20 protein-coding genes are annotated in these 16,970 nt (G+C 42.0%); 17 read left to right on the top strand and 3 right to left on the bottom strand.

What is annotated here, in order from left to right; all coding sequences use genetic code 11:
* Position 1: 1 nt before the first annotated feature.
* Positions 2-1,648 carry an AMP-binding protein gene (locus Xind_RS12325; RefSeq protein ID WP_187650137.1) on the bottom strand — a complete coding sequence of 549 codons (1,647 nt, stop codon included), beginning with the start codon at positions 1,646-1,648 and terminating at the stop codon, positions 2-4.
* Between the two features lie 284 nt (positions 1,649-1,932).
* Between Xind_RS12325 and Xind_RS12320 the strand changes: the two genes are divergently transcribed.
* Together Xind_RS12320 and Xind_RS12315 are read left to right on the top strand one after the other, a co-directional pair.
* Positions 1,933-2,682, top strand: coding sequence for an SDR family oxidoreductase (locus Xind_RS12320; RefSeq protein ID WP_047683388.1), 750 nt, complete (start codon positions 1,933-1,935; stop codon positions 2,680-2,682).
* A gap of 158 nt (positions 2,683-2,840) precedes the next feature.
* A complete protein-coding gene (locus Xind_RS12315; RefSeq protein ID WP_047683390.1) occupies positions 2,841-3,536 on the top strand; it encodes an epoxyqueuosine reductase QueH in 696 nt (231 codons plus the stop codon).
* Between the two features lie 135 nt (positions 3,537-3,671).
* On the opposite strand, the gene Xind_RS12310 is transcribed toward Xind_RS12315, so the two are convergent.
* On the bottom strand, positions 3,672-4,487 hold the full coding sequence (locus Xind_RS12310) for a helix-turn-helix transcriptional regulator (RefSeq protein ID WP_187650136.1): 816 nt from the start codon (positions 4,485-4,487) through the stop codon (positions 3,672-3,674).
* Between the two features lie 991 nt (positions 4,488-5,478).
* On the opposite strand from Xind_RS12310, the gene Xind_RS12305 reads away from it, so the two are divergent.
* Together Xind_RS12305 and Xind_RS12300 are read left to right on the top strand one after the other, a co-directional pair.
* Positions 5,479-5,970 carry a bactofilin family protein gene (locus Xind_RS12305; RefSeq protein WP_246432530.1) on the top strand — a complete coding sequence of 164 codons (492 nt, stop codon included), beginning with the start codon at positions 5,479-5,481 and terminating at the stop codon, positions 5,968-5,970.
* Between the two features lie 155 nt (positions 5,971-6,125).
* Positions 6,126-6,671, top strand: coding sequence for a GNAT family N-acetyltransferase (locus tag Xind_RS12300; RefSeq protein WP_187650134.1), 546 nt, complete (start codon positions 6,126-6,128; stop codon positions 6,669-6,671).
* Positions 6,672-6,741: 70 nt separating this feature from the next.
* On the opposite strand, the gene Xind_RS12295 is transcribed toward Xind_RS12300, so the two are convergent.
* Positions 6,742-7,362 carry a phage repressor protein CI gene (locus Xind_RS12295; protein WP_047683398.1) on the bottom strand — a complete coding sequence of 207 codons (621 nt, stop codon included), beginning with the start codon at positions 7,360-7,362 and terminating at the stop codon, positions 6,742-6,744.
* Positions 7,363-7,563: 201 nt separating this feature from the next.
* Here Xind_RS12295 and Xind_RS12290 point away from each other — a divergent pair, with 201 nt between their 5' ends.
* The 13 genes from Xind_RS12290 to Xind_RS21685 all read left to right on the top strand — a co-directional run bounded on the left by Xind_RS12290 (position 7,564) and on the right by Xind_RS21685 (position 16,956).
* Entirely contained in the window at positions 7,564-7,902 is a 339-nt protein-coding gene (locus Xind_RS12290; RefSeq protein ID WP_187650133.1) for a DUF5347 family protein, read from the top strand.
* Positions 7,903-8,009: 107 nt separating this feature from the next.
* Entirely contained in the window at positions 8,010-9,998 is a 1,989-nt protein-coding gene (locus Xind_RS12285) for a replication endonuclease (RefSeq protein WP_187650132.1), read from the top strand.
* Positions 9,999-10,167: 169 nt separating this feature from the next.
* A complete protein-coding gene (locus tag Xind_RS12280) occupies positions 10,168-10,380 on the top strand; it encodes a hypothetical protein (protein WP_047683404.1) in 213 nt (70 codons plus the stop codon).
* Positions 10,381-10,396: 16 nt separating this feature from the next.
* Positions 10,397-10,636: a DinI-like family protein gene (locus Xind_RS12275; RefSeq protein WP_246432528.1), complete on the top strand. Its 240-nt coding sequence runs from the start codon at positions 10,397-10,399 to the stop codon at positions 10,634-10,636.
* 223 nt (positions 10,637-10,859) lie between these two features.
* Complete coding sequence (locus Xind_RS12270) at positions 10,860-11,063, top strand: tail protein X (RefSeq protein ID WP_047683408.1); 204 nt, start codon at positions 10,860-10,862, stop codon at positions 11,061-11,063.
* Between the two features lie 9 nt (positions 11,064-11,072).
* A complete protein-coding gene (locus tag Xind_RS12265; RefSeq protein ID WP_047683410.1) occupies positions 11,073-11,336 on the top strand; it encodes a hypothetical protein in 264 nt (87 codons plus the stop codon).
* Between the two features lie 5 nt (positions 11,337-11,341).
* Positions 11,342-11,881 carry a lysozyme gene (locus tag Xind_RS12260; protein ID WP_052189631.1) on the top strand — a complete coding sequence of 180 codons (540 nt, stop codon included), beginning with the start codon at positions 11,342-11,344 and terminating at the stop codon, positions 11,879-11,881.
* Positions 11,878-12,378, top strand: a complete 501-nt coding sequence (locus Xind_RS12255) for a lysis system i-spanin subunit Rz (protein ID WP_187650131.1) — start codon at positions 11,878-11,880, stop codon at positions 12,376-12,378. Before Xind_RS12260 ends, Xind_RS12255 begins: the two co-directional genes overlap by 4 nt.
* A gap of 172 nt (positions 12,379-12,550) precedes the next feature.
* Positions 12,551-13,186 carry a phage baseplate assembly protein V gene (locus Xind_RS12250; RefSeq protein ID WP_047683412.1) on the top strand — a complete coding sequence of 212 codons (636 nt, stop codon included), beginning with the start codon at positions 12,551-12,553 and terminating at the stop codon, positions 13,184-13,186.
* Complete coding sequence (locus Xind_RS12245) at positions 13,183-13,524, top strand: GPW/gp25 family protein (protein ID WP_047683414.1); 342 nt, start codon at positions 13,183-13,185, stop codon at positions 13,522-13,524. Before Xind_RS12250 ends, Xind_RS12245 begins: the two co-directional genes overlap by 4 nt.
* Positions 13,525-13,527: 3 nt before the next feature.
* A complete protein-coding gene (locus tag Xind_RS12240; protein ID WP_047683416.1) occupies positions 13,528-14,436 on the top strand; it encodes a baseplate assembly protein in 909 nt (302 codons plus the stop codon).
* The gene (locus tag Xind_RS12235; protein WP_187650130.1) at positions 14,429-15,037 is read left to right on the top strand and encodes a phage tail protein I; all 609 of its coding nucleotides are present in this window, start codon (positions 14,429-14,431) and stop codon (positions 15,035-15,037) included. Before Xind_RS12240 ends, Xind_RS12235 begins: the two co-directional genes overlap by 8 nt.
* A complete protein-coding gene (locus Xind_RS21685; protein WP_246432527.1) occupies positions 15,034-16,956 on the top strand; it encodes a phage tail protein in 1,923 nt (640 codons plus the stop codon). Before Xind_RS12235 ends, Xind_RS21685 begins: the two co-directional genes overlap by 4 nt.
* The last annotated feature ends 14 nt before the right edge of the window (positions 16,957-16,970 follow it).

The following is a 16,970-nucleotide window of genomic DNA, read 5'->3' as shown; positions in this document are numbered from 1 at the left end:
GTTATGGGTCTTTCGCTAATTTTCTTAATTGTTCTTTGAGGATCTTTCCGTTTACATTGCGTGGCAGTGCTAAAAAAGTATAGCCTTTGGGCCGCTTATAGCGTGCTACAACGGTACAGATATAGTCATCCAATTCTTGTTCAGTTATCAATGTATGTTCATCCAGTTCGATAAAGGCATGGGGAACTTCACCCCAATATTCATCAGATTTTGCTACAATAGCGACAGCCAAAACTCCGGGGTAATTTGACAGAGCATTCTCCAACTCAAGGCTGGAAATATTTTCACCACCAGAAATAATGATATCTTTTTTCCGATCGATGATTTTAATATAACCATCGCAATCAACGACGGCTAAGTCTCCGGTAAAAAACCACTGACTTGTCATATCAGTTGTAATATGGCGGGCAGGATCATAAGAGGCAACAATATTGCCCCGAATGACAATCTCACCAATAGAGTATCCGTCAGAAGGGACTGTTAACCCGCTGTTTTCATCAATAACCCTGACCTCTCCTTGTAAATTGGAAACAATACCCTGACGCATCTTTTTTAAAATTGTTTCTGATGTTGGTAGTGTTTCCCAATCATGTTTATCTTCACAAACAACGACCGGCCCATAAGTTTCTGTCAGGCCATAGACTTGGGTAACAGCGATCCCGACAGCGTCAAGTAGAGCAAAGATTTTCTCTGTTGGTGGAGCACCGGCAATAAGACCGTAGACATGATTATTAAAAGAGATGCCGCGTTTCTGAGCTTCTTGTCCCAGGGAATAATGCACAATTGGAGCGCCACAATAGTGTGTAACCTGATGTTTTTGCATAAGCTGTATGGCTTCTTCTGCATCAAATTTGCGCATGCAGATATGTGTACCGGCACGTGCAGCTATAGTCCAGGGAAAACACCAGCCATTACAATGAAACATTGGTAGTGTCCATAAATAAGTAGGGCGCTTAGGCATATCCCAATCCAGGATATTAGAAATTGCGTTAAGGTATGTTCCCCGGTGTGAATAGACAACCAATTTGGGTTGTCCACTGGTTCCCGAAGTGGAATTAATGCTGATGGCTTCCTGTTCGTCAATGGGATAAAAATTTAGGGTCTTGGATGAGTATTGGGTTAACAGTGATTCATAGTGAATAAGATCCTGATCAGTTTCCGATATTAATATAGCTGCATTATGCTGAGTTGCCGCAATATTTTCAGTAACCACAATATTTCCAGTAACCACAATGATTTTTATCGGATTGTTAAAAACAACATCATCTAACAATGGAAGATAGACTTTATCTATAACTAAAATCTCAGGATTAATTTTCTCAAAAATAAAATTTAATGTAGCTGAATCTGTCCTGATACTTAAAGCGTTGAGGATCCCCCCGGATAGCGGAACAGCATAATGTAGTTCCAGCAGTTCGTGAGTATTGGATAATAGTGTGGAGACAACACTACCTTTACCCACTCCCATTTGCTGAAGTGCAACTGCAACTTTTTCACAGCGCATTGCATATTGTTGCCACGTCCAACACTGTTCTCCATCTATTATCGCAGGATAGTCACCATTACTTAATATAGTTCTTTTGAGAAATAAAATAGGTGATAGTGCGCTACCGTCATATTCATTTAAGAATGAATGAGAGAGAGTCATATTTTTTTACCCTGTATTTTCACTTATTACTAAAAGTAATCGCGGTGATGATAATATGCAATCCATAATAAGTAATTATGAGTGCTCTTTTCTCAATAAATTTCTCACGAAATTAAGTTAAATAACATCACACTTTTTGTTTAGATATTAAATTGATATTTTATTGTTTTTAATATATCGGTTATATTTATTGTTATTGATAAAATAACATGCTGAAAATATATTGAGGAATTAAGTGTAAGGTAGCAAAAATACTGTATCTACCGATATAAAAGGAAACAAAAATGTTTAATTTAGCCGGAAAAATCGCATTTATTTCTGGAGGAACCAAAGGTATTGGTAAAGGGATTGCTCAGGTATTTAAACGGGCAGGTGCGACGACTATTATTTCAGGTACGGATAAAGTAAAAGGGGAAGTTATTGCCAAAGAATTGGGTGTTGATTTTATCTCCCTTGATGTCACGGATCAGGCTGCATGTAAAAATGTGATTGATGGAATTGTCGAAAAATATGGCAGGATTGATATTCTTTGTTCAAATGCGGGTATTTTTCCACAACATTTTCTTAACGAAATGACGGTTGAAGATTGGGATTTAGTGTATACCGTCAACCTGAAAGGTACATTTTTATTAGTTCAGGCTGCGCTGAGTGTAATGGAGAAGCAGCAGTATGGACGAATTATACTGACTTCATCTATCACTGGTGAGATAGTAGGAATGCCGGGATACAGCCATTACGGTGCGAGTAAAGCAGGGCAGCTAGGGTTTATGCGAAGTGCGGCACTTGAATATGCAACTCAGGGTATTACGATTAATTCCATTATGCCAGGCATGATTGCTACTGAAGGCTTGCAGGCATTCGGTGAAGATTTTTTGCAACAGATCGAAGCTACAACCCCAATGCGTTCCTTAGGAACACCGGAAGATATTGGCTATACTGCTTGTTTCCTGGCTTCTGATGAAGCGAAATATATAACCGGGCAGACAATTGTGGTTGATGGTGGGCAGGTATTACCAGAAATACAAGGTGTTTGATTGATCTAATGTGATCAAAATCGCCTTTTCTTTCTCTCTATTCTTTCTGTCCGTTGTCGTAAGGCAGAAGAAAAAGGTAAGATGGGTAACTAATAAACACAGGGAGGGAAAGCATATTCTCTTCCTGGTTTTTTATTGTCTGAGTTAGGTAAAATACTATGTCATTGAACTATGAACGTAAGTCTCTTCCACTACCCAATGGAAATAATAAAGTACTGCTGCACTCATGTTGTGCGCCGTGCTCAGGGGAAGTGATGGAAGCAATGTTAGCTTCGGGGATAGATTTCACGATATTTTTCTATAATCCGAATATTCATCCGCTAAAGGAATATGAACTGCGTAAAGATGAAAATATTCGTTTTGCAGAACAGATGGGCATTCCTTTTATTGATGCTGATTATGATCGTGATAACTGGTTTGAACGAGCAAAAGGTATGGAAAACGAACCTGAACGCGGCATTCGCTGTACTATGTGTTTTGACATGCGTTTTGAGCGGACAGCGTTATATGCTCATGAACATGGTTTTCCTGTTATTACCAGTTCGCTTGGTATTTCACGCTGGAAAAATATGCAGCAAATTAATGAGTGTGGTGTCCGCGCTGCTTCCCGTTATCCGGGGTTAACGTATTGGGAATATAACTGGCGTAAAGGCGGCGGTTCTGCGCGTATGATAGAAATCAGTAAACGCGAAGAATTTTATCAGCAAGAATATTGTGGCTGTATTTATTCTCTGCGCGATACTAATCGACATCGTTTGGCGACCGGACGGGAAAGAATAAAACTCGGTACTGTGTTTTACAATGCAGATAGCGATAAAAAAAGTAATAAAAGCTGCAATAAGAAAGATCATTAATCACTATAACTGTCGATTAACGTATTCTCTTTTCTCTCTTATTTAATACCTGTCCACCATTTTGATATGGAGGCAGGTTTATTATTTTTTGCCTCATCATATCTGCCTGAGTTTTTATGAGGCAAAAAACTGTAATTAATTTTTGCCGTATCTGGCTCTATTGGGTGTACACCCAAAGCGTTTCCGATAGCTTTGAGTAAAGTAGGACTGACTGGAAAAGCCAGATTCCAGCGAGATATCAGCAATGCTCATTCCACTGTTCAATAGTAATTGATGTGCATAAAGGATACGCTGTTCACTGATCCAGGCACGGGGTGATATGCCGTAAACACTGTTGAAAAGTTCCTTGAATGAAGTTAACCCCATGCCAAATTCGCGGGCAAAATCATTCAGCCTCCATTCTTTGAGATAGTGAGCCTCCATAAATGCTTGCAATCGTTCTACTTGACGATTACTCAACTGCCGCAAAACCGACAGCAGTAATGAGCCTTGTTTTCCGAGGGAAAGTAACAAAAGGAGCTCTTCAATTCTTAACTGAACCAATACTGGGGGATAGTCATGAGCAAGTACGTTGACTAATCCACGGATACTTTCTGTTAATAAAGGAAATTGATTGAAAGGAATTAACCGATAAGCGGGGAAATCATGACGCTCTATATTACTTAATAGATCTCCAAAGCGTTTCATAAAACTACGCAAAAAATCCATATGTAATGGTAGCCATAATGCCTGACAATTTTTTGTATTAGTTTTTGCAGCATAGTTTCCCGGATGGGTAAGAAGGATATCATTTGACTTGATGTGATAGGTTTTGGTGCAATCTTTCCATATCATTTCCCCGTCAAGTAAAATATACAGTCCTCTTTGTTTATGTTCGAGAATATTGAAGTCCGGCATGGTTAACTGTAAAGAGAAAATATTCTTTTTGTTTAAGCCTGTCGTCCTTTTCATTTTATACTCCTAATCTTCCGTATCATGAGTAATCTGAGATCCATTGACCATATCCTCTGTCTTTCAAGTAGCTTTTTTGTGGACTGGAATGCAACTCAAAACTTACTGGATATAAATTGAATGTAGGATAAACATATTGTCAGATATCAGAATCGTATGCGTAACATCAATTAAATCACCCCAGTATTATATCCTCAAATTAATATTTATGTTAGTTTTAAATGTCAAAAATTTAGATTTAAATTTATTTGTTCTCAAGCCAGAGAAGCTGAGGTGGTGATATGTTTTTATCCATTCCGTTAATAAAAATTATCAATTTTTAATTGGGTAAATTTAAATCCCAATAGATTGATTATTTCTTGAAATAAATTTTTATATTAGAAAAGGCAAAGAATAGAATCATATTTACACCAGAATTTATGCTCTCATTATTATTCTTTCATTGATTAGGTATTAGGGCACAACAATATTACTGTATCACCTGTGATATTATTTTGTTAATTATTCGTTTAATTGTGTTGCGGATTTATTAGTTTATATGGTTTTTATATTGAAAATAGTCAGATAAAGCTGTTGAAGTGAGCTTTTTATGTTGGAGTTTAAGAGAGAATTATCGATAATTCAGCATATTAGGCTTTAGCGACAGCGTTATCGGTGTAATAGCGTTACAAATGCCCCTGTTATAGCTTTGTAGATTGTTTTTTATACTGATACAATGCTAGGATGTATTTTCATCACCTTTCTTCTATATCCGCTAAGGCATACTCATAGATATATTTGCTGATGAAAGATAAAAGATCACAAGAACGAGAAAAATATGGAAAAGTATCGTTTTTCAGATAACGTTTTTTTATACAGTCTATGGCTCTTCTGGGCTATTACACTGGGTTTGTACGTGTATGGTGCAAATATTAGTTGTGCCATAACAGCAATTTTATCTTTTTTAGCCTTAGTATTTTACTTTACTAATATGAAACAGAGAATCAAAGTTATGTTTGGAAAAAAAACTGAGACATCTGCTGCCAGCCTGGTCACACAGATCACTCCTGGGCAAACTGAAGAGAAAAAAATCTCCGGTACTGAAGCCCGCGCGAATACAATTATCGCGAAGAATTCCGTATTTAAAGGGGATATCGAGATGGAAGGAGATATTCAGATTTGGGGAAAAGTTGTCGGAAATATTCGCGTAAAAGGAGGAGCTATCCGTGTTATGCATGCCGGAAAAGTGGAAGGTGAGTTAAGTGCGCCTGAAATTATTATTGATGGTCATGTTGAAGGAACGTGCTGTGCAGAAACATTAGATATTCTTGAGCATGGAGAATTACGGGGTATTAGCCGTTGCGGAAGTATGTCAATCCGACGTGGTGGATTATTTGTTGGTCAATCTGAACAAGTAGAAAATAAGAAAAAACAGGAAGCTGAGCGAATTGTTTCTATTAAGGAAAGTCAGGGAGACAAGCCAAAATCTAAAACCACTGCCTGATATCTGCTGATAAAGAATACTCCCCGTTTTTCAATCTATTGAGATTCATTGAGTATAAAACTCCATGTATTCTGCCGGAAATATGTAGAATTTTCCGGCAGTTTTTGTTTTGATAGTCAACTGTTTTATACCTCAATGAATTTTAAGGGGGCGTTGTGATTATAGAACTGGAAACAGAAAGGTTATGGCTTCGCGCCTGGAAGGAAGAAGATAGAGAACCTTTCTTTCGCTTGAACAGTAATCCGGAAGTGATGGAGTTTTTCCCTGAGACGCTGACAAGAGAGCAAAGTGACACATTCGTTGATAGTTTTATTCGTAAATTCGAAATACAAGGAGGTTGGGGTTTATGGGCGGTTGAATTAAAGCAGAATGGCGAATTTATTGGTTTTGTTGGGCTGAATATCCCTAGCCTTGAATTGCCATTTTCTCCTTTTGTTGAGATAGGCTGGCGTCTTGATAAGCCATTTTGGGGAAAAGGTTATGCTTGTGAAGCGGCCCGTAAAGTTTTTGATTTTGCTTTTACAGAAACTGAACTAGATGAAATTGTGGCGTTCACCTCTTTGCTGAACTATCGCTCAGAAAGTGTAATGAAAAAATTGGGTATGGTCAGAGATGAAAAAACCTTCATGTATCCGGCATTAGAGGAAGATCATCCATTGCGGGAGCATGTTTTGTACCGGATCAAGCGTCCGGATGGTTAAATAGACGCCATCAAGGTTATTCTGATGAACAGAAATGACCTTGATGGAAAACGTATTACTACATAAACCGTTATTGTCTGGAGATCACCAAAGCGACGCGGCCAATGAATTGAATATCACTGATCGCACAGTCAAAGGTGACATCATCATCGCTGACTCGAATTTTACTGACAGGGATTTTGGCTATTTTCTTGATACTGTGCATTCCTTCAATATCTACCAGCCATAAACCATCCTGAATATTGTCTTCCTGGGTATCAAGCAGATACCAGGATATGCCATCATCAACCATCAGCGGTTTTCTGAGGTCTTTGGAAATTAGCTCACTATCCAGGATAACCGGATCAGCCTCATTTAGTTTTCCTCCTGACAGTTTTACACGAGAGATTGACGGCGCGATGATATCTTCCAACCGTTCCGTTTTTTTACCTTCTTCTCCGTTTGGGAACATCTCTCCTTGCCCTGTACTCAACCATAACAGTGAAGCACCAGTTTCTAGATTACACTGAATAATCCAATCCGCCGGAAAACTATCACGAAGATAGCGGTTTGCCATAGTGCTTTTGGACACGCCTAAATGGTCACTCAGAGCCTGACGAGACTTAAATCCATACGCGCGGACAAGGCGCTCAATAGCTGGTCGCCCACCGCTATCAGCCCCCATCTTGATCTCAATATTGGTATTTTTCATTGACAGTACAGATAAGAGATATTAGTATCTCACCAAAGTTCTCTAATTGAGACCTTGATGAACCCGGATTGGTTAATGCGAAAACCATTGAGAGATATTGCATCATGAACTGCCAAATTTCAATCCTTATACCAGAGATCAACTGTGTTCCAAGTATTGCTCTGACAATAAGCTCTCTGAAGGTAAAAGAGTGAGGAAAATATGGCGAATACAGAGAAAGAAAAATTTGCCCAAATTAACCTCGGTCAGCGGTTGGAAGGATTGAACCATTTGTCGAGGATCAGAGCGATATACTGGGGAAATGATGAGAAAGAATTAAGACGGTTTCTTGCCGATATGCGTGACAAAAGGGATTGTCATTATGCAGAGAATAAGCGGGTGCTATCCGCTATTTTCTATTTGGCAAATATTCCACGTTCTCGTCATGACAATGAAATCAGCCAATTTACCCTAGAGGAAAAACGGTCTCTGATCAAAGCGATGAATCACATTAAGGTTGTAGTCAGTCAGTTTCCCAAGCATTTGACGTTATCCAATTAATCACTCTTTTAAACATTTTTTCTGTTTATCTTTCTGAATAAATAGCATTTTTGAACAGATGGCATGTGCACGTCAGGCACTTACATACCCTTAATATGGTGACATTGATGAATAGTATTTCTTTCGCTCATGAATATTACGCTGGCAATGCTATTGCCAACGATAAGCAGGTGGGAATGTGTCGGCCAAACTTCCCGCAAAATGCGTCAATGGCAGAGTGTTTGTTGTGGGAAGTGAATGCAGAAGATTATCAATGGTGCCATCAATATATCGGTCAGATACCGGTCTTTCTGGCGAAATATTTCAGCCGCCGTTATGCCGATATTTTGACTAAATCAGGGCGCAGGGCTGCCAATTCTTATCTGAGAAAAACTGTCGGGCAAAATGTGTTGCCACGGTTACAGTTGGTTAAGCACAGATACCAATTCAAACACCGGGTGTCTGGTATTGCTCCTTTCCCTTTTATTGCACAATTGAATAACGTGGTGACTTATGATCGTAAACAGCTTTTGAAGCTCGCTCATGAAGTCTCTGTGTTTATCACGGAAAACTATGAGTACTATTCTCTGAAGCCTTTTGGGGAACCCGCTTCTTTAAGTCCCTCTTCTTTGCAAAAACCTTTTTTGCAAGAGTCCCAACATAGCCAAATGAAATCTTTGGACAGTGAGATGGAACAATTTTCTCGTATGGCAGAAGTTTATCAATTATTGGCAAAACTAACGTTGCAATGTGGTACTCATCCTCCTTATTGGCAGCGATTTAACCATGGACGCAAAGCACTTTCTGTCGATCAGCTCTGTGCAGCAATGTTGCGTATGATGTCCGCCCGCTGGTGGTACTTTCGTTTAAAGCGCCTGCGGGATATTCAATCGGAACATATGGCAATTGCAGTTGGACAGGTTCAGAAAGTGGCATCGCCTTATGTTTCGCAACATGCTTTGCGTGAATGGCTGGAGCAAAAGCGACGCAATCGTGAGTTTTTCCAGCTTTTTGATTTGGAAAATGAAGCGGGAGAACGTATTTCATTAGCAGAAACTGTGATTCACAGTAACGCGAATCCTGCTATCCGTCGTTGTGAATTGATGGTCAGAATGCGCGGTTTCGAGGATATTGCTGACAAAATGGGCTGTGTAGGGGAATTCTATACTATTACGGCACCAGCGAAATACCACGCAGTCCGGCATCAAGGTGGATTTGTTAATCAGTGGGAGGGCGCGACTCCCCGCGATACACAACGCTATTTATGCAGCGTATGGGCAAAAGCCCGTGCAGCTATTGCTCGTGCAGGAATTAATCTATTTGGTTTTCGTGTTGTCGAACCTCATCATGACGGTACTCCGCATTGGCATATTTTATTGTTTATGCTGCCAGAACATGTGCAGCAGGTCAGAAAAATCCTTGAACATTACACTTGTCAGGAAGAAGAGGAAGAGTTACTGCGTCATCGTAATAATGACAAAAAATCTCGTTTTGATTACAGGGAGATAGATCCTCATCAAGGTAGTGCGACAGGTTATATCGCAAAGTACATTTCTAAAAATATTGATGGTTACGCATTAGAAGATGAAATCGATCATGAAACGGGCGAATCATTACGCGATATGGCTAAATCGGTAACAGCATGGGCAAGTCGTTGGCGTATTCGTCAATTTCAACAAATTGGTGGCGCTCCGGTTTCTGTTTGGCGCGAATTGCGCCGACTCAAAGAAATACGTTTGTCTGATAATAAAATGAATGCGGTCTTACAGGCCGCAGATGAAGGCAATTGGGCTGCTTATACGCAGGCCCAAGGTGGACCGTGGGTTGCTCGTTGTGATTTGGTCATCCGACTCTCTTACAAACAGATTCCATTTGGTAGCTCTTATGGTGAAGAAATTCACGTCATCCAAGGAGTGACCTCGCCTTTGCTGTCTTATGCAAAATATATCTGTACACGAATCCATCAATGGTCAATTGTACCAAAATCTGATGCGATTCCGACTTCGGAGAAGATTGTCTATAAAAGAAACAGGAAATGGCTCTCTTGGAGTTCTGTCAATAACTGTACGGATAGACAGGGAAGATATTATTGTGATATAGATGTGAAATTGTTTTAAAGAATACTTTTTTTCAAAAAAAATTTCCATAAAAGAAATATATAATGGTTATTAACTATTAATTTTTATCTTTAGGAAGGGAAAAAACTACTTTAAATTTTCACTAATTAGGTGTACTGTATATGTATACAGTTTTTGAGTGGAGGCGTATATATCAGTGGACTCTCTTATGGAATCATTGGTAGCACAACGTATTAATTTTATTGCCAGAATGGCGACAAGTTGTGAATGCAATCAAGCAGAAGACAAAGAATTGGCATTGGTCTGGATAGCTGAGTTATCTGCACCTTATGAAAAAAGACTTAGCAGTTATAATAGCTTGTATAAAAACAATTTGTTAGAAAGGGAATGGTCGGTAAATTCAGATTCGGTAGAAGAATAGATTTTGTCGGGAGAAAATGATGCGGATTGAAATACTTTTCGATAAGCGAGCTAATGTTTCTGAATCGGTCATGTCTGCACTTGAAAATGAACTTAAAAAGAAAATACTACCTCAGTATCCAGAGACGCATTTTAGAATTGCCGTCAGCAGCAATACGTCCGTAAAAGTGACAGGAAGTAAAAACAGTAGTGAACACAACCAAATAATGGAACTCATCCAAAGTGTCTGGGAGGATGATAGCTGGCTATCGGATTAGGTCTAATAGATTGAATTCTCAAACAAATAACAAGTAATTTAAATAACACAAGGGCAGGGTCAATTCCTGCCCTTATGCTTTCTTAAAAAGTCAATATCCTGGCAGAGTTGTTCTTCATTTGTACGATTTCTCCGACAATGCCGCTTCATTGAGGTGTTCCGCTGATTATTCGATCATAACTCTCCGATTTACTGATTGTTTTCTGCAAAGAAAAGGAGAGTGTATGCAAATTATTGCACAACAAAATGAGACGGTTGATGCTTTGTGCTGGCGCCATTATGGCCGGACATTGGGCATGACGGAACGTGTATTGTTAGCCAATCCGGGACTTGCTGATTTTGGCGCGATATTGCCTCATGGAACAAAAGTTGAAATGCCGGACTTTATGCCTGTGGCCAGCAAGCCTATGATCCAGCTTTGGGATTAAGGGGTATGAATGGATAAATACAGCCATGCAACTTATGCCTGCGCCAGCACCACTGCTATTTTTTCCGGTCTTTCTTTATATGAGTGGAGTTTCCTGTTGGGAGCATTCGCCAGCATTGCTCTCGGCATTCTGACTTATCGTCTCAATCGTCGTGAGCAAATGAAACGCACTCTGATCTTAAAAGAAATTTTGGAAAATCTGGAGGTAGATCCTGCGTCAAAATCAGCCAGTATTGTCAGCGAGCTGATAAATCACGCACCAAAAGAGCTGTGATATGTATGCAGGATTTCAAAACTAAACTTAGCCGGTTGCTTATTGGTCTTATCATCGGTGGTGCCAGTTCTTCCGTTATTCTTTCCCAGTTCCTTGATGAGAAAGAGGGTAACCGGCTTACAGCCTATCAGGATGCTGGTGGAGTTTGGACGATATGTCGGGGAGTGACGCGCATTGATAATAAAGCGGTATATAAAGGAATGCAGTTGACCTCTGAACAATGTGAAGCCTTGAACCGGATTGAAGCTGATAAAGCGATTGATTGGGTAAAAAAGAATGTCCACATTCCGCTGACTGAACCACAAATTGCAGGGATTGCCAGTTTTTGCCCATATAACATCGGTCCTTCAAAATGCTTTTCTTCCACATTTTATCGCAAGCTCAATGCCGGAGATAGAAAAGGTGCCTGTCAGGAGATTAAACGCTGGATTTATGATGGAGGACGTGATTGCCGAAAAACCCAAGGACAGCCGAACGGTTGTTATGGGCAGGTCTTACGGCGTGATCAGGAATCTGAACTGGCTTGTTGGGGACTGGAACAATGAAGAAAGTACCTTTAATTGTCACCTTTATAATTGGAGGATGCTTTGGCTGGTGGGGACACCGTTCACTGTTTCTTAGCGAAGTGGCAAACTTGAAGCAGCAGCATTCCGCTCAAATCGCTGCTATCTACCAGAAAGCAAGCCAGGAAACATTATCAGCTATTCAACGAATGAAAGATGCACAAAACAGGGTCACTCAACTGGATGAATACTATTCTGGAAAATTAGCTCATGTTACTGAAGAAAATGCCGCTTTGCGGGCTGATATTGCCGCTGGCCATCGCCGGGTGCGAATCGCCACCGCCAACCTTGCTACCTGTCAGCTCACCCAAAACCGAAATACCCGCTCCCGCAGTGTGGGCGATGGAACCCAAGTCGAACTCACTGCAAAAGCTGGACGCACTATTTACGATATCCGAGCCGGGATCATCAACGATCAAGCCAAACTAGATTACCTGCAACAGTATGTCCGTGAAGTTGTCCGGCAATGTAAACCCTAGCCATTCTGTATGGCTTAACAGAACTCCCTTACATGACCTCCTAAAAGCCTTTTTTCAGAATAAAAAGGCTTTTATTTTATTGATTTAATTTCCTTTTTTCTGCTGTTTTGTATGCCGGTTCCTACAAGCCTGGTTTAATGTTTCACCTGCTTTTTCATGGCATTCTTACGCCATGAACACACAACTCACTGAACTGATGCGCTTATTGCGCAACCTGATCCGAACAGGCGTCATTACCCAAGTGGATACCACAAAGGGAATGTGCCGAGTCGCGACAGGTAATCTTGAAACCAACTGGCTGCACTGGTTGACATCCAGAGCGGGAAACTCCCGCACGTGGTGGGCGCCCAGTGTTGGTGAGCAGGTTTTATTACTGTCCATAGGCGGCGAACTGACCACCGCCTTTGTATTGCCAGCAATTTTCTCAGATGAGTTTCCGGCACCATCAACATCTCCTGAAGCAACGCATATTAAGTTTCCGGATGGTGCAGTGATGGAATATGAACCGCAATCAGGCGCATTGACTGTGACTGGCATCAAAACCGCGACAGTGATTGCATCGGATTCCGTTCATATTACTGCGCCGGAAATTACCTGTGTTGCCAGCACCAGAATTACGCTGGATACACCGGAAGTCATCTGTACGCAGCTAATGAGCACGGGGAATCTGATCGTGCGCAACGGCGGCAAAATGACGGGCAATATTGAGCACACCGGCGGCACATTCAGTTCCAATGGTGTGATCGTGGATTCCCATAAACACACCGGTATTCGGTCAGGCGGTGACACATCAGGAGGCCCCGTATGATGTATCTGGGTATGAACCGACAGACAGGTAAGGAGCTGGCCGATCTGGATCATGTCCGGCAATCTGTCAGCGATATTTTACTGACCCCTGTGGGTAGCCGTATTGCACGGAGGACTTACGGCTCTTTGCTGCCTGAACTGATCGACTGGCCGCAAAACCCGGCGCTCAGGCTTCAAGTGATGGCGGCCAGCTTTACCGCAATCAGCCGCTGGGAGCCACGTGTGACGCTGACGTCAATCACGATGGAAACCCTACAGGACGGCAGAATGGTGGTAGATATCACGGGTACTTACCATCAGTCCGCCAAAGAATTTTCACTTTCGATTCCGGTGAGGTAAGCAATGCCAACAATCGATTTAAGTCAGTTGCCGCCACCGGACGTGGTTGAGCCACTGGATTACGAACAACTGTTAGAAGAGCGCAAAAGAGGGCTGATATCGCTTTATCCTGGAGACCAGCAAGATGCCATTGCTCGAACCCTGCAACTTGAATCCGAGCCTTTGGTGAAGTTGCTGGAAGAGAACGTGTACCGCGAACTGCTTCTGCGCCAGCGAGTTAATGAAGCTGCACGAGCGGTAATGGTTGCTTATTCAACTGGTAACGATCTGGATCAATTGGGTGCGAACAACAATGTATCCCGCATGGTTTTGCGTTCTGCGGATAACTCCACCATACCGCCGACACCGGCTGTTATGGAATCCGACAACGATTACCGCGTGCGCATTCCTCAAGCCTTTGAAGGTTTGAGCGTTGCAGGACCGGTTGGGGCTTATGAATACCATGCCCGCAGTGCAGATGGGCGTGTCGCGGATGCTTCGGCTATCAGCCCCTCACCAGCCAACGTTACGGTAACAATCATGTCCCGTGAAGACAAAGGTGTGGCATCCAAAGAACTGTTGGAAATCGTCGAAAAAGCCCTGAACGATGAAAACGTACGCCCAGTGGCAGATCGTTTGAAAGTTCAGTCAGCGAACATTGTGGAATATGAAATTGATGCGGTGTTGTACATCTTCCCGACACCGGAATCAGAACCTATCCGTAAAGCGGCTGAGCAAAAACTGAAACATTACGTTGAAGCGCAACATCGTTTGGGGCGTGACATTCGTTTGTCAGCGATTTATGCCGCATTGCATGTGGAAGGTGTCCAGCGTGTAGAACTGAAAGCACCGCTGAAAGACGTTGTGCTGGATAAAACTCAGGCTTCTTACTGCACCAAGACCACATTGACGATGGGAGGTTCTGATGAGTGATCGCCTTCTGCCGATGGGCTCAACCCAGTTAGAACTTGCCGCAGCTAAAGCATGTGCTGAGTTGCAGAAGATCAAAGTGCCATTGCGGGAACTGTGGAACCCGGACACTTGTCCGGCATCATTACTGCCTTATCTGGCATGGGCGTGGTCAGTGGATCGCTGGGACGAAAACTGGCCTGAGAACACCAAAAGGGAAGTGATCAAAAGCTCGTTGTTCCTGCACAAACATAAAGGAACGATTGGTGCGATTCGGCGGGTAGTTGAACCGTTAGGTTATCTCATCCGTGTACGGGAGTGGTGGCAGACCAACGACGTTCCGGGCACCTTCCGGCTGGACATTGGTGTGCTGGATAGTGGTATCACCCATGAAATGTTCGAAGAGCTGGAAAATTTGATTTTCGATGCCAAGCCGGTGAGTCGACATTTGATTGGGTTGGATATCAACCTGGATACACGCGGTGAATATCATTACTCGGTAGCGACTTACAGCGGTGACGAACTGACAGTTTATCCCTATTTCCCGAAAGAAGTGACAGTATCCGGCTCAGAAATTGTGGGCGCGGGAGTACATATTATTGATGACATGAGGATTAGACCATGAGTACCAAATATTTTGCGCTGCTGACACAGTTGGGCGCGGATAAATTGGCAAATGCTGCGGCACTGGGTACTAAAATCGAAATTACCCATATGGCCGTTGGTGATGGTGGCGGCAGCCTGCCGATGCCAGACACTAAACAAACTAAATTGATTAATGAAAAACGTCGTGCAGCGATTAATACGCTGAGCATTGATCCAAAAAACACTAACCAAATCATTGCGGAACAAGTTATTCCTGAAAACGAAGGTGGCTGGTGGATCCGTGAAATCGGCCTGTATGACAAAGATGGCATTCTGATCGCTGTTGGTAACTGTGCAGAAACCTACAAACCCCAATTACAGGAAGGCTCCGGTCGTACACAGACGATCCGTATGATCCTGATTGTCAGCAGCGCTGACGCAGTGACTTTGAAAATTGATCCGTCTGTGATCCTGGCGACACGTGAATATGTGGACGATTCCATTAAGAAACATGCAAATAGCCGTAATCATCCTGATGCGACGCTGAAAGAAAAGGGATTTGTGATCCTAAGCAGCGCGGTGGACAGCAATAGCGAAACTCATGCAGCGACACCGAAATCGGTAAAGGCGGCTTATGATTTGGCTAATGCGGCGAATAATAATGCTAATGGTCGTGTTCCGGCAGGGCGTAAGGTGAATGGTAAGGCGCTATCAGCAGATATTGCGCTGAATGCAGGGGATGTTGGAGCTTATTCTAAGGAAGAAACCGAAGCTAAGGTGCGTGAAGCTAAAGCACAGGCAGATGCAGCAAATAATAATGCCAATACTCGTCTGGAAAAAAACAAGAATGGTGCGGATATTCCAAACAAAGATGAGTTTGTAAAAAACCTCGGTTTAACAGAAGCCAAAACCAAAGCGGAGGGGGCATTGCCTCGCAGCGGAGGAGAAGTCACCGGGGATATCACGATTTCAACTGACAGTGAGATAGCCTGGCGTAGAAATACGGACATGGCTGCTATCGGTTTTAAAAATACCGGTGATGGTGATACAGACTCCTATATGTGGTTTAAAACAGGCGATAATGGTAACGAATATTTCAAATGGCAGCATAGTCTTTCTGGAGGGGGAACCACTGAATGGATGAGCCTGAAATCTGATAATCTCCGAGTTAAAGGGCATCAGGTCTATCATGAAGGGTATAAGCCATCCGCTGCGATCATTGGTGTTTATACAAAATCTGAATCCGATAACCGTTTTATTCATTTAAATACGAACACTAAAACATCAGGATATATTTTATCTAAAGCAGCCAATCTTTATGATGATCCTAGTTCGCGTCATTTAGGACTTTCAGGTTTTTTAAGGCCTAATGGGGTAGATGATCTTGGTGGGTTAGCTATTCATGTGGCCCATCCTTCTGTGGATGGGCCACAGCATGCTAGAGGTATTTCTTTTGAATATGGAAGTAATTGGGATAAATTTGGGATATCTACCTATGCTTTTGATAAAGATGGAAAATTTCAAGGAAAAAAGAAAATACTAACAGAAGATGATAAAGATTCATTAGGTAGTGTGCCTGTTGGAGTACCTTTACCGTGGCCACAAGATAAAGCACCGCCAGGATATTTAATTTGCAATGGTGACAGTTTTGATAAAGCTAAGTATCCTCAATTAGCAAAAGCATATCCATCTGGTTTTTTGCCTGATCTGCGTGGTGAGTTTATTCGTGGTTTGGATGTAGGACGTAATGTTGATTCAGGAAGAAAGGTACTGTCTTCTCAAGAAGGTAGTATACAAAGCCATACCCATTCTGGAGTGTTTACTGGAGCATTTGAAAGAGAATCTGGTGGTCGAGGTGGTTGGGGGGCTACAAATACTAATGGAAATACTGCAGCGACTGGTGGAAATGAAACACGTCCTCGTAATATTGCTTTTTTATATATAGTTAAAGCTGCTTGATGTTTTATAAGGTA

The sequence above is a fragment of the Xenorhabdus indica genome (assembly GCF_014467235.1).
Lineage (GTDB): Bacteria > Pseudomonadota > Gammaproteobacteria > Enterobacterales > Enterobacteriaceae > Xenorhabdus > Xenorhabdus indica.
The sequence above is the reverse complement of the archived record's forward strand: the minus strand, read 5'-3'. Positions and strand labels throughout refer to the sequence as shown.